This is a genomic window from Symbiobacterium ostreiconchae (assembly GCF_055396975.1).
The window spans coordinates 3,392,302-3,405,967 of the sequence record NZ_AP042454.1 but is presented as its reverse complement, the minus strand read 5'-3'; the positions used below and the strand labels follow the sequence as shown (position 1 = coordinate 3,405,967).

Here is a 13,666-nt window from a genome sequence, read left to right as displayed (position 1 = left end):
TTATGAACTGGCGACGCTGGTTTGCGGGGGTCCTGGCCTGCTTGCTTGCCATGGTACCCAGTCCCGTCGTTGTCGCGGGGGACTGGATCACGAAGGGTGGTTCTCCGCAGCGCACGTCGACAGTCCTCGACCCTCACGGCCTGATTGAGTTGAGTCCGTACTGGGAAACGGAGGCGTTGGGGGAGAGTGCGGCCCAACCGGCGGTCGTCGATGGAGTCATCTACCATCTGGCAGGGCCCTACCTCTGGAGGCTGGAGTTGGACGACCTTCAACGACCGGTTGGCGAAGCCGTCGCGGTCAGTGATCCGGTGAAGCGAAAGGGAGTCGAGTTCAACGTGGCGCCTGGAGGCGCGTTCATCGCCCCGCAGTCCAGCCCTAGCTACAGTCCGGAGACCGGTATCCTCTATTTTGGCACGGGCTATGGTTGGCTCTGGGCGTACCACACGAGAGAAGGTTGGTTTCGGCCTGCTGAACTGGACCTGGGTTGTCCCATCGTGGGTTCACCACTGGTGATCCACGATCGAGGACGAGATATTGTCGTGTTGACGGATCGACCCAACTACCCCGGCGAGGAAAACCGGCCAGAAGGACGACCGCTGTGTCCCAGGGGGCATGGGAAGGTCTGGGTAATCCGAGCGTTGGATGACCTGGACCGCGTTCCAGAGGTGCACCACTACGAAGCGGCTACGACGAAACAAGATGAAAGCGGCTTCGGCGGCTTCATCACGCCCTCCGCCGTCATGGCTCCGCCCCACGGGAGCAACCCCAGCTTTGTCATCGGCACTGATGGCTTTGAGGGAGGGCGCGCGCTGCGGCTGGCCCTGGACCGCGACAACGACTATCGCCCTTACCGGGTCTGGACAGTCGACAGTACCGCCGGCTTCGCCGGCAACTTCACCTCAGACGGCACCCACGCGTACTGGTTGGACACCCGGGGGCGCCTCTGGGGCGCCAATCTGCATGACGGGCTGGAGCCCGCCGGCTGGAAAGGGCACATGGTCGACGTCCCCGCCCTCATCGGCGCCAGGAACGCCTTCACCAACACGGAACCCGCGGTCGAGGTCCGCCAGACCCCCGACGGCCCCAAGACCCACCTCTACGTCACCCTCCGCAACTACACCGACACCGGCGCGGGCCTCCGGGACGGACCGACCGGCAGCGACGGCGCCGTCGTCGCGCTGGGCCCCGGCGGCGAACTGAAGTGGTACCGCAAGTTCGGCCCGGCGGACCGGCTGGGCGAGCGGATGGCCTCCCTCAACACCGCACCGCTGGCCCTGATCAGCCGGGGCGCACTCATCTTCGGCGACGTCAACGGCCACATCTACAGTTACGCCCTGGACACCGGCCAGCCGATGGGCGGCGACGGGCGGCCCGCGCTCATCCAGCCGGAAGGGCGGGCGCCCACGGACCGGCTGTTCCTGCTGAAGGACGACGAGCAGCCGAACACCGGCCCCTACAACTTTTCCCAGGTCTCAGGCGTCGGCGTCGATCCGGCCTTCGCCCACGGCCTGCTGCTCGTCGGCGTCAACTACACCGACGCTTCCGGGACCTCCGGCCGGCTGGTGGCCTACCGGGCCGGCGAGGCCTACGACCTGCGGTGGCTGGATGAACCGGGGCCCCTGGAGCTGGAGCAGGGCAAGACAGTCGCCCTGCAGCCCCGGCTGCAGCTGGAGCTGACGGCCCGGCCCCTGGCCGCGCTCTGCCCGGGCCCGCTGTCCGTCGAGTGGTTCCTCACCGACGAGAACGGCAAGCTGGTGCGGTCCCTGGGGACGGCGCCGCTGCCCGGCGACCTGGCGCCGCAGCAGCCCCACTCGGTACCGCTCACCGTCGCCCTGACAGAGACCGACCCGGCGGCGGGGCAGATCATCGGCGTCATCGACCTGCCCTCCGTGTACGCCCTCAGCGCGCCGCACACGCCCAACCCGAAGGTGGCGGCGGCCCGGGGCCTCGCGGCGGCGCTGGGGCTTCCGGCCGAGAAGAGCTGCGCCGGTGCGGCGGCCGAGGTGGTGGAGCGGGAGGGGGAGCCGGGGCCGGAGGGCGGCCTGGCCAACAACGTGCTGATCGTGCCGTACCGCAACCCGCAGCCGCCCGACGAGCCTGAGCGTCCGGGCGAGGAGGGCGGAGGCGGGAAAGCGATCATCGACGACCCGTGGGTGGCGGAGCTGGCGGTGCCGGAGGTGGCCGAGGCAGGTCGGCCGTTTGAGGTCGGGATCTACCTGGGTTACCAGAACAACCTGGGTCAGGGCGAAATCCGGGTGCCGCTCCGGCTGTGGGCGCGGCCTGCGGGGGGCGCATCACCGCCCCCGGACGTGTGGCAGATGGTGATGATCGACAAGGTGCCCTGCTGCAGCCTGAAGCCGGGGACGATCCCGGGGCTGAGCGTAGGCACGTGGGAGATCATCGCCGAGATCGACTACCCCGCCGATACCCGGCCGGAGAACAACCGGGTCATCCGGAGGGTGGAGGTGCTGCACCTGAAGCCCGGCGAGAGCGGCGGCGCGGAGGGCGGGGCCATCACGGACTGACGGCCGTGCCATCGGCGACGGAGGCGATGCCACCACTGAGTGCGGTGCTGTCGGCGACCGTGGGCGATGCCACCACTGAGTGCGGTGCTGCCGGCGACCGTGGGCGATGCCACCACTGGGGGCGGTGCCGTCGGCGACTGTGCACGATGCCATCACCGGCGGAGGAGCTGGCATCAGACCGACGCTGAAGGTATCTCCAGTCTCAGTGTTAAAGACTTAACAGGACACACATCTGACCAGGGAGTTGAGGTCGATGCACACAGACCCGCCCGACCCGCGCCGGGGGCAGGTTTGCTCGCTGGAGGCGGCCCGAACGGACCACCTCGTCCGGCGGTTGCGGTCGAAGCTGATGGATTATCTCCGCGACGACGAGGCGGAGATCTCCGTCGGCTGGGGGATGGTACGCTTCTTCCCCCCGGAGCTGTTTGACGAGGTGGAACCTGAGGCACGGAGCCTGGCGGTGGACTGGCTGGCCTTCATGTTCCCGGGGGAATGGAGGATTCCCCTGGCCAGGCAGTTGGCGGAGGATGATGCGTCGCTGTCGCAGGAGGAGCGTGCGACCCTGAACGCCTGGGCCGACAGGGCGGCACCGGGCTTCTTCCGCGTGGAGTCGGTCTCCGGCCCGCAGGCCAGACTGGTCCGCCTCCCCGATGATGCGCCCCGCACCGTGAGAGGGGTGCGGGGCGGGGTGCTGAAGCCGGGAGACCTGCTCGTGACCTGGCTGCTGCCCACGGGACCGGCTTACTACCTCGGCCTCGAAACGGCGTTCGTGGACCAGGACCTGACAGACGGTCTGCGCCACATCCTTCAGGTGGAGATGGACCTGCTCCGGCGGCAGCAGCCCCATGCCACCTGGGATGACCTCTACCGCACCTCCTGGCCGCGGATCGTGTGGGCTGTCGGTGTGCTGGCCAACGATGCGGATGTGTTCCGCATCCACGCGCCGCCGGGTCCGTCCGTGCTGTGGGACGGCCGGCCGGTGCCGGACGCCCCGGCATGGTGGGAGCGGACCGCCGAATGGGCGCGCACGTTGGCTGAAACGAGTGCGCCTATCCACGAAGAGCCGGGCGACGGGATCGAGCGGCTCTGGTGGGATGCCGCGCTGACCCTTAGGCCGAAGCAGGAGCGCACGGCGGCATCCTGGACGGCGGCGGTCGTCTATGCATTCCGGCGCTACGTGCAGGGCGACCCCACCGTGACGCAGGCCGAAGTGGCGGAGCAGTGCTGCGTTTCGCCAGCTACGGTGGGGAATCGCAGCCGGCAGATCGTAAAGGCGCTCGGGCTGGAGCCGTTCGACCTCCGCTACGTGGACCTGCTGGCACGGGACGTGCGAATCCTCTGGGAGATGCACTGCATCGGCGCGCTCGGCTCCCCCGCACTCTATGGCGGAATGGATGTGGCGAAGATGTCGCCCGAGGACAAGCTGCTCCTTCACGCGGTCCTGCGCGATATGCGCCGGTATCTGAACGAGTGACGGGCAGGATTCCACGGGAATCCCGCCCGTCCGCGTCGTCAACGCAGCAGTTCCCGCAGCTCCACCGGCACCACGGCAACCTCATGGTTCCGAACGTCGACTGGGCCCGGTAGTCGCCCAGGTCGGCCGTCGCGTGTCTGATGATCATGGTGTACTCGATCCATGCCTGTCCCCCGTCGGGCTTCCCGTGGAAGTACAGCGCGATCACCCAGTTGTTGCGAGCGGCCGTGAGGCCTGCCTACTCCCAGGCCTCCCTGAAACAGGCGATGGCCTCCTCGAAGCGACCCTCCTAGAGGAGCCGGCGATCCTGGTCATCGGCACGACGGTGCTGGTGACGACCCACTACATGGACGAGGCGGCCCACTGCGACCGGCTGGCGATGATGAACGCCGGGCGGCTGGTGGCGGTGGGGACGCCCCGGGAGCTGCGGGAGGCGCATGCCGCCGGCGGCGGGCTGGAGCAGGTGTTCGTGCATCTAACACGGATGGAGGGCGCGGCGAGTCCGCCGTGACGCCCCTGGCGTTCCCCCGGGCAAACCTCTGCCCGGGGGTTTTCGTATTGGTTATGGGAGAACGAACAACATGGGGGAGTGGGAACCGATGAAGGGGGATCACACACGCCGTGCCAGGTGGCTGGCCTGGCTGATGCTTGCGGCGCTGCTCGTGCACGGGCCGGTGGGGGCAGGAGCGGAGGAGCCGCTGCAGCCGGAGGTGGCGGAGTACCCGGCTGAGAACTACGAACCCGGTCCGGGATGGCCGGAGGGCTGGACGCCGCCGCCCCCGCCCGAGGGCATGTCGGAGCAGATGCGGGCGGAGGTGGAACAGGCGCTCCGGGACAATCCGGATATGTACGATCGGTACGACTGGTGGGTGTGGGATCCGCTTCCTGCCTGGACCCAGGAGTATCCCTGGTACTGGGAGGAGGACTGGATGGTCTGCGGGACGACGATCCATGTGTATGCCTATCCGAAGCCGGATACGCGGTTGATCAGAGAGGTTTATGGGCGATCATATGGCTGGTCGCGCCTCTACTGGAAACCGTGCCGATATGAGCCTATCAACTCGCTTACCGAGGCGCGCGGACTCACCGAGGAAGAGAAACTGGCCGAAGGGCGCGGCATCGAGTACGAGTATTGGATGGACAAGTCTCACCCTGGGCTGGGCCGAGACTATGGATACCGGCATAACGGAAGCCCGGAAGAGATCTTTGTCTTCCTCAACTTCGGCAACGCCAGCAGCCACTTCGACACTCCAGCTTACCTTGACACCACCGTCGATCGGGTTCGGGTACCCATCCGGTTCATCAGCGAGATGATGGGGGCGGAGGTCACCTGGGACCAGGCCGGGCGGCGGGTGACCATTCATTTCCCGGCAGTTACCCGTGAAGTAGTGAAAGCTGTGCCTGCGCCTGGATACGACTATCCCGACCTGATCCACCCCGAGACACACCTGCCTGACCCATACCGGTACCTGTTGCAGGAACAGACGGTGAGTGTACCCGAGCGAACCATCGTGCTGACGATCGATCACCCAGTGGCTGTGGTAGACGGGCACGAGGTGGCCCTAGACGCCCCGCCGGTGATCCGGAACGACCGAACGATGGTGCCTGTCCGCTTCATAGCTGAGCAGATGGGTGCCAAAGTTTACTGGGTCGGGGCCGAACCCATCTACCGGCTCGACGATGGGACCATGTCAGGCAGGTACCAGGTTCACATCTTCACGCCGTTCTTCCCCCTGTACGAGTACCCCAGCTGGTACCTGGAGAATCGCGCGGTGCGGTACTAAGGGGGAGCTGGAATTATGAACTGGCGACGCTGGTTCGCGGGGGTCCTGGCCTGCTCGCTTGCCATGGTACCCAGTCCCGCCGTTGTCGCGGGCGACTGGATCACGAAGGGTGGTTCTCCGCAGCGCACGTCGACAGTCCTCGACCCTCACGGCCTGGTTGAGTTGAGTCCGTACTGGGAAACGGAGGCGTTGGGGGAGAGTGCGGCCCAACCGGCGGTCGTCGATGGAGTCATCTACCATCTGGCAGGGCCCTACCTCTGGAGGCTCGAGTTGGATGACCTCCAACGACCGGTTGGAGAAGCTGTCTTTGTGCGTGATCCGGTAAAGCGGAACCCAGTCGCGTTCAATGTGGCCCCTGGCGGGGCATTCATCGCCCCGCAGTCCAGTCCCACTTACAGTCCAGAGACCGGAGTTCTATACTTCGGAACCGGCTATGGTTGGTTGTGGGCCTACCATACCAAGGAAAGATGGTATCGACCGGCTGAACTGGACCTGGGTTGTCCCATCGTGGGTTCACCACTGGTGATCCACGATCGAGGACGAGATATTGTCGTGGTGACGGATCGACCCAACTACCCTGGGGAAGAGAACCGGCCAGTAGGGCGGCCCCTATGCTCTCGCAGCCACGGCAAGGTGTGGGTGGTGCAGGGGCTCGACCGGCCGAGTGACATGGTCCGATGGCAGTACTATGAGGTAGAGACCACGAAACAAGATGAAAGCGGCTTCGGCGGCTTCATCACGCCCTCCGCCGTCATGGCTCCGCCCCACGGGAGCAACCCCAGCTTTGTCATCGGCACCGATGGCTTTGAGGGAGGGCGCGCGCTGCGGCTGGCCCTGGACCGCGACAACGACGATCGCCCTTACCGGGTCTGGACAGTCGACAGTACCGCCGGCTTCGCCGGCAACTTCACCTCAGACGGGACCCACGCGTACTGGTTGGACACGCAGGGGCGTCTCTGGGGCGCCAATCTGCATGACGGGCTGGAGCCCACCGGCTGGAAAGGGCACATGGTCGACGTCCCCGCCCTCATCGGCGCCAGGAACGCCTTCACCAACACCGAACCCGCGGTCGAGGTCCGCCAGACCCCCGACGGCCCCGAAACCCACCTCTACGTCACCCTCCGCAACTACACCGACACCGGCGCGGGCCTCCGGGACGGCCCGACCGGCAGCGACGGCGCCGTCGTGGCGCTGGGCCCCGGCGGCGAACTGAAGTGGTACCGCAAGTTCGGCCCGGCGGACCGGCTGGGCGAGCGGATGGCCTCCCTCAACACCGCACCGCTGGCCCTGACCAGCCGGGGCGCACTCATCTTCGGCGACGTGAGCGGCCACATCTACAGCTACGCCCTGGACACCGGCCAGCCGATGGGCGGCGACGGGCGGCCCGCGCTCATCCAGCCGGAAGGGCGGGCGCCCACGGACCGGCTGTTCCTGCTGAAGGACGACGAGCAGCCGAACACCGGCCCCTACAACTTCTCGCAGGTCTCGGGCGTCGGCGTCGATCCGGCCTTCGCCCACGGCCTGCTGCTCGTCGGCGTCAACTACACCGACGCTTCCGGAACCTCCGGCCGGCTGGTGGCCTACCGGGCCGGCGAGGCCTACGACCTGCGGTGGCTGGATGAACCGGGGCCCCTGGAGCTGGAGCCGGGCACGACAGTCGCCCTGCAGCCCCGGCTCCAGCTGGAGCTGACGGCCCGGCCCCTGGCCGCGCTCTGCCCGGGCCCGCTGTCCGTCGAGTGGTTCCTCACCGACGAGAGCGGCAAGCTGGTGCGGTTCCTGGGGACGGCGCCGCTGCCCGAAGAGCTGCGCCGGTGCGGTGGCCGAGGTGGTGGAGCGGGAGGGGGAGCCGGGGCCGGAGGGCGGCCTGGCCAACAACGTGCTGATCGTGCCGTACCGCAACCCGCAGCCGCCCGACGAGCCTGAGCGTCCGGGCGAGGAGGGCGGAGGCGGGAAAGCGATCATCGACGACCCGTGGGTGGTGGAGCTGGCGGTGCCGGAGGTGGCCGAGGCAGGCCGGCCGTTTGAGGTCGGGATCTACCTGGGTTACCAGAACAACCTGGGTCAGGACGAGATCCGGGTGCCGCTCCGGCTGTGGGCGCGGCCTGCGGGGGGCGCATCACCGCCCCCGGACGTGTGGCAGATGGTGACGATCGACAAGGTGCCCTGCTGCAGCCTGAAGCCGGGGACGATCCCGGGGCTGAGCGTAGGCATGTGGGAGATCATCGCCGAGATCGACTACCCGGCTGACACCCGGCCGGAGAACAACCGGGTCATCCGGAGGGTGGAAGTGCTGCAGGTGAAGCCGGGCGAGAGCGGCGGCGCGGAGGGCGGGGCCATCACGGACTGAGGAGATGCCCCCTTCACGGTGAGAGGTGTTGGCTCCATCTCACCTTGCCTGCCCTGCCTCCCGGTTGCCGTGTTTCTTCACCACTGCGGTCACGGCGCGTTTCAAGAGCCGGGGCAGGGTGGGATCATTCTGCCACCGCCGGGCCAGTTCGGCGCCCCAGTCTCCGGTGTCGCAGACCAACGTCTTCACAAGGGCCCTGGCTTCAACCGGCGTGCTGGCCATCTTGAACGCGGCCGCCAGGGAGAGTACCCGGAACCGGCCCTGGACCATCTTGGCCCGCACGTCTGCCCGCGTGGCGGCCACCAGGTCCCCCGGAGCGAGCATCTCATACTCCAGAGCGAAGGGCGGGACTTGGCCCCGCTCCACCTGCTGGGCGACGAACGCGTACAGCTCGGTCACGGACGCCAGGTCAGGATCGGGCAGCTTCCGCCACAGCCGGGCCGCCTCCGCGTACCAGCCCAGGTTGAAGGCGGCGACGCCGGCGTAGTGCAGGCCGTAGTCCAGGGACTTGCCCGGCCAGCGCCGGTGCAGCTGCAGCACACGCCGGTGCTGGCCCAGCTCGCCGGCCGCCCGCTTGATCATCACGGTGTACTGTACCCACTCGGGCGGGACCGGCCCCCTGGCGCGCCACTGCCGCAAGCCCTCTTCGAAGTCGGCGATGGCCCGCTCGAGCTGCGCCTCTGCAGGGCCGGGCTGTCCCAGATCGTGCAGACAGATGCTGGCCATGGCATGGGTGTACGGCAGGGGTTCCGGGTCGCGCAGGAGGGGCTGAATCGCCTCGAGGGCGGCCGCAGGATCGCCTTGGTTATAATGAAGGGCCCCGAGGTTGTTGAGTGCGGTCGGCAGCCGGGCCAGCTCCCAGGCCTGCCGGAAGCAGGAAGCCGCGCGCATGGGCCGGCCGGTATGCAGATGGACGATCCCTTCCTCACAGAGCGCCCGTGCCCTCAGGTAAGCATCCCGTGCGGTCAAGATCCACACCCTCTTCCGTGCACGATGATCCCGCTGCGTGCAGGCTGCCCCGTGGCCAGGGCATCCGCGACAGCACCGATACATGCGTTCGACGGAGAAATGCCGTTTCCTGCTAGGTAAGGGAGAAAAATCCAGACCACCCGCGGACAGAGCGGCGCCGCCGCGCCGGTCCGGCACGGGGAAAAGTTTGTCGGAATCGAGAAACGAATCCTCGGATGCCCCCGTCCAACGACTGGAAGGGGGTATCCAGCGATGATGGGGAAGTGGAACCGTCTCCTTGCGGTCCTGCTGGCAGCGAGCCTCCTGACTCTCCCGACGGGCGCCCTGGCCCAGTCGCCGCGCACCGATGCGGCGACGCCGCCCGACGCGCCGCCGGCACCGGGAGCGCAGGCGGAGATCCAGGTGACCCGGGACCAGGCCATCGCCATCGCCCGCCGGCACTTCGCCATTCCGGCCGGCCTGGGCGAGCCCAACGTCGGCATCAGCCAGGAAGCCGACCGGGCCTACTGGACGCTGCGGTGGGAGACCGACGACAAGCAGCCTGACCAGATCTACATCCACGTCAGCATCGACGCGGTCACCGGCTGGGTGACCGGCTACAGCTACTGGACCACCGGGTTGCAGCCCCAGGCCCTCAGCCTCAGCTACACCCGTGAAGAGGCGCGGGAGCTGGCGGAGGACTGGTTCGGCAAGCTGGTGCCGGCCGAGGTGCGGGAAGCCGTGCGCTTCACGGACGCGCCCATGGCCGTCAGCTACTTCAGCGACCCGACCTATCGCTTCAACTGGGAGCGGGTCGCGCAGGGCTACCCGGTGGCGGACGAAGGGATCTCCATCGCCATCGACGCCCGAAACGGGGACCTGGTCGACTACAGCCTGAACTGGCGCCACGGGCGCACGTTCACGGTGCCTGGGGCGCTCCTCGCCCGGGCCGAGGTCGACGCCGCCCTACGCCCCTACCTGGGCATGACCCTGCAGTACAGCTACTTCACGGAGCCCGGCACGGACGAGGGCGAGTGGCGCCTGGTCTATGCTCCCATGAGCGGCATGCCCTACGTCGACCAGGAGGGCCGGCTGCTGGGCGCCGACGGCACCGCCGCCCGGCCGCGGCCGGAGCCCAGGCCGCTGGATCCGCCCGCGACCGCCTACCGGCGGCCCGCCAGCCCGCTGGACCGGGACGCCGCCCTGGCCATCGCCGCGGCGGCCCTGGGCATCGCCGATCCGCCGTCCTCCAGCGCCTACGACGAGACCGGAACGGACGTCAAGCGCCGCGAGTGGTCCTTCTCCTGGCAGCTGGAGGGGGGCGGTGGCGGCTACGTCACGGTGGACGCCGAGGCGGGCGTCCTGACGCAGATGTACGCCTGGTCCGCCCCGGGCGAGGAGCTGCTCCGGGAGGGCGAGGAACCGTCGGTGAGCCTGGCGGAGGCGGAAGCCGCGGCCCTTGCCTTCGTGCAGCGGTTCCGTCCCGACCTGGCCGGCCGGGTCGTGTACCTGCCGGAACCCGCGCCGGAGGAGGACGCGAACCGGATCTACGCCTACCACTTCCGGTTCGGGGTGCTGCACGAAGGGCTGCCGGTGAACGGCTGGAACCTCTCGGTGGACGTGGATCCCCGCACCGGCGCCGTGCGCAGCTTCTACTCGTACACCGAGGCCAGGGGAAAGGGTGAGTTTCCGCCCGCGGAGGACGTGATCGGTGTCGAGGAGGCCCTGAACGCCTACCTGGAGGCCGCCCGCGTCCGCCCGGCCTGGGTCAGCTTCCGCCACCGCGAGACCGGGCAGCTGCAGCAGCCGCAGCTGCTCTGGGCCTCCGACGGCCTCATGCCCGTCTATGCGATCGATGCCCTCACCGGCGCGCCGCTGGACTGGCAGGGGCGTGATCTGATCAAGGCCTCCCAGAAGCCCGCCGACATCGCCGGCCACTGGGCCGAGCGGGAGATCGAGCTGTTGTGGAACCGCGGCGTGTTCGACCTGGAGGACGGCCGGTTCCGTCCGGACGAGCTGGCCACCGCGGCGGAACTGGCCCGCTGGATCGTGCTGGCGAAGGGCATCCAGCCCTATCCGGCCGCCGACTTCGCCTCGTTGGGGGCCCGGGGCGGCCTGGCGCTGGCGCTCCAGCGCTCTGCCGAGTCCCCGTACTTCGGTGCCGCCTTCCGGGCCGGGATCATGCGGCCGGAGGACTTCCCCGAGGACTTCGACCCCAACGGGCCGGTGTCCCGTGAACTCTTCGCGCTGTGGGCCGTCCGGGCCATGGGCTACGGCCGGGTGGCCGGGATGAGCGCCCGCATCGAGCTGGATTTCGCCGACGCCGCAGAGGTCGGGGCGAAGTACCGCAACGCGGTCGCACTGCTGGCCGGTTTTGGCATCCTCTCCGGCGACGGGGAGAACCGGTTCTACCCGCAGGCCCCGGTCACGCGGGGCGCGGCGGCGAAGATCCTCTACGCCGTGTCAGCGGAGCCGCGGTACTGAGGTGTCGGGGCAGCCGTGCCCCGGGCACCCGGCCCCGCCGGCTCCCGACCCTGCTGGCCGTCATCCTGCTCCTGGTCTCGGCGGTGCCCTCGCAGCGCCCGGCTGCGCCGGCAGCGGGACCGGACGTGGCGCAGGCGGGGCCGAGGATCAGCCGGGAAGAGGCCATCGCCGTCGCCCGGACCTTGCCGCCCGACGCCCCGGCCGGCCCGGACGGAGACTTCACCCGGACAGTGCCGCCGTGCGTGCCGGCCGGCCCGGACGGAGACGTCACCCGGACAGTGCCGCCGTGCGTCCCGGCCGGCCTGGACACAGGCGTGACCCTGTGAAGATCGGCCGCGCACAGACGCGAGGCGTCCCGACCTGCACGGTCGGGACGCCTCGCGCGATCATCTAGAACCCATCCACGTAGAGCGTGCCGTTCACCAGCCGGGCCTCCACCCCGGCCAGCCGCTCCAGGAAGGACTTGTCCACATACACGGCGCCCCCGTGCTCCTGCACCGGCAGCGCCAGCTGCAGCCGCTCGCCGGCCACCCAGGCCATGACCCGGCCCGGCGTGTAGAGCCCCAGGCGCCCGCCCAGGCTCCAGTACGTCCGGCCCAGGGCCGAGGACGCATCCGGCGCGGGCTCCGCCTGTGCCCCCAGGGCGCTGAGGGCCGACTCGGGCAGCAGGATCGTGCCCCCGGGGCCCATCAGGGCGGGCCGATCGAGGGCAGCCCCCGCCACCTGAAGGGGCACCGGCCGGAACGGCTCACCATTCCCCGTCCGCCGGTCGCACCAGGCAAACAGAGGGACCGCCGTCTCGCTGCCGTCGGGACTCACCACCAGCAGCTCGGCCGCATCGTCCGGGCTGCAGGCGGGGAGCCGGAAGGTGGCCGAGCGGTCATCCGCCACCTGCAGGCCCTCCACCGGCAGGCCGGCGGCGTACACCGCCATCTCCGGCCGGAAGCCCTCCCCGGCCAGCCGGATCCCGTCCAGCCACGTGGTGACGCTCTGCACCCGGGCGGGCCGGCTCTCCGGCCCCGTGGTGAAGGACCACGTCCGCTCGAAGGGTTCCGGGCCCTGGCCCCGGTCCACCAGGCCCCGCATCCGCACGGTGTAGCGGCTGTCCGGCCGGAGGGGCCGGGCCGGGATCAGGGCGGCCGTGTCGCTGAGCCGGTCATCGCCCTCCGGGTCAAACGGCAGCACGGGCACACGGCCCTCCGGCCCGGTCAGGCTGGCCTCGGTCAGCCGGAGCGACCGGACAGGCCCCGGGAAGGTCAGGGTGATGGTGTAGCCCACCGGACCCTCCACCCCCGGGTGGAGGCGGAACGGGTCGGGGACCTCCCGCCCGTCCCAGGCGGTAGGCACGCCGGTCTGCCCGGGATGCGGCCAGGCGACGGCCTCCTCCGGCCCGGTGACGGACCGGGCGGCCGCGCCGGCCGGGGCGACGCCGTAGTCCAGGACGTTCACGTAACGGCCGTCGGAGCCGGCCGCGAAGCCGTAGCCGATCGCCGTCGTGCGGGGGCTGAGCAGCGGCAGCCGGTGGTAGAGAGTCTGCATCCAGCCGTCCACCGCCTGTTCGGCCGGGCCGGCGAAGTGGACGATCTCGCCCACGCCGCCGCCGTACCCCTGCCGGGCCGCCCGGTCGGCCGGCCTGCGGCCGGTGAAGCCGGGGGCGCCGGGGACCTCGGTGTGGGCGTTGGGCTCCCACTGATCGGGATTGGCCGCCAGGTAGGCGGCGTGGGCCTGGGCGGCGGCGCCCAGGGCCGGGTCGTAGGCCACCGGCGGAAGGCCGGCGGCGGTGCGGTACCGGTTCACCTGCTCCAGGGCGAGGCGTGCCTCGGGCCCCGGGGCCGGCGGTTGATGAGCCGCAGGGGGTTCCGGGATCGGTTCGGGGCGGGGCGCAGCGCGGGTTCCACGGGCGATTCCGCCGGAGAAGAGGAGGAGACTGGCCAGAAAGATGCTGAGAAGAGGGGGCAGGATTCGCTGCACGGGGTTCGCCTCCAGTATTAACTTTCCCATATCTACATCAGATGAGTCTTAACATTCGTCACGCGGCAATCGGTTCCCTTCCCCGACTTCCGCCCGGATTCTTAACCTCTTTTCAGGTTCTTGTAAGCCTCAT

General features: G+C 69.3%; 9 protein-coding genes. 7 read left to right on the top strand and 2 right to left on the bottom strand.

Features of this window, described 5'->3' with window-relative positions:
- The first annotated feature begins 2 nt into the window (after nt 1-2).
- The 6 genes from ACZ5UM_RS16420 (at nt 3) to ACZ5UM_RS16395 (ending at nt 8,130) form a co-directional block, all read left to right on the top strand.
- Nucleotides 3-2,525 (top strand): hypothetical protein, encoded by a 2,523-nt coding sequence (locus tag ACZ5UM_RS16420; protein WP_464845476.1) that lies wholly within the window; start codon nt 3-5, stop codon nt 2,523-2,525.
- 253 nt (nt 2,526-2,778) lie between these two features.
- Nucleotides 2,779-3,999, top strand: a complete 1,221-nt coding sequence (locus ACZ5UM_RS16415) for a hypothetical protein (RefSeq protein ID WP_464845475.1) — start codon at nt 2,779-2,781, stop codon at nt 3,997-3,999.
- Nucleotides 4,000-4,330: 331 nt separating this feature from the next.
- Nucleotides 4,331-4,510, top strand: a complete 180-nt coding sequence (locus tag ACZ5UM_RS16410; protein ID WP_464845471.1) for a hypothetical protein — start codon at nt 4,331-4,333, stop codon at nt 4,508-4,510.
- 70 nt (nt 4,511-4,580) lie between these two features.
- Entirely contained in the window at nt 4,581-5,783 is a 1,203-nt protein-coding gene (locus ACZ5UM_RS16405) for a copper amine oxidase N-terminal domain-containing protein (RefSeq protein ID WP_464845468.1), read from the top strand.
- 669 nt (nt 5,784-6,452) lie between these two features.
- Nucleotides 6,453-7,706 carry a hypothetical protein gene (locus ACZ5UM_RS16400; protein ID WP_464845464.1) on the top strand — a complete coding sequence of 418 codons (1,254 nt, stop codon included), beginning with the start codon at nt 6,453-6,455 and terminating at the stop codon, nt 7,704-7,706.
- Nucleotides 7,612-8,130: a hypothetical protein gene (locus ACZ5UM_RS16395; RefSeq protein WP_464845462.1), complete on the top strand. Its 519-nt coding sequence runs from the start codon at nt 7,612-7,614 to the stop codon at nt 8,128-8,130. The genes ACZ5UM_RS16400 and ACZ5UM_RS16395 overlap by 95 nt, the downstream gene beginning before the upstream one ends.
- Nucleotides 8,131-8,169: 39 nt before the next feature.
- Here ACZ5UM_RS16395 and ACZ5UM_RS16390 read toward each other — a convergent pair whose 3' ends face one another.
- Nucleotides 8,170-9,099 carry a tetratricopeptide repeat protein gene (locus ACZ5UM_RS16390; protein WP_464845459.1) on the bottom strand — a complete coding sequence of 310 codons (930 nt, stop codon included), beginning with the start codon at nt 9,097-9,099 and terminating at the stop codon, nt 8,170-8,172.
- Nucleotides 9,100-9,351: 252 nt separating this feature from the next.
- Here ACZ5UM_RS16390 and ACZ5UM_RS16385 point away from each other — a divergent pair, with 252 nt between their 5' ends.
- Nucleotides 9,352-11,562, top strand: a complete 2,211-nt coding sequence (locus ACZ5UM_RS16385) for an S-layer homology domain-containing protein (RefSeq protein ID WP_464845456.1) — start codon at nt 9,352-9,354, stop codon at nt 11,560-11,562.
- Between the two features lie 390 nt (nt 11,563-11,952).
- Here the strand turns inward: ACZ5UM_RS16385 and ACZ5UM_RS16380 are convergent, their stop codons facing one another.
- Nucleotides 11,953-13,533: a CAP domain-containing protein gene (locus ACZ5UM_RS16380; RefSeq protein ID WP_464845454.1), complete on the bottom strand. Its 1,581-nt coding sequence runs from the start codon at nt 13,531-13,533 to the stop codon at nt 11,953-11,955.
- Between the last annotated feature and the right edge of the window lie 133 nt (nt 13,534-13,666).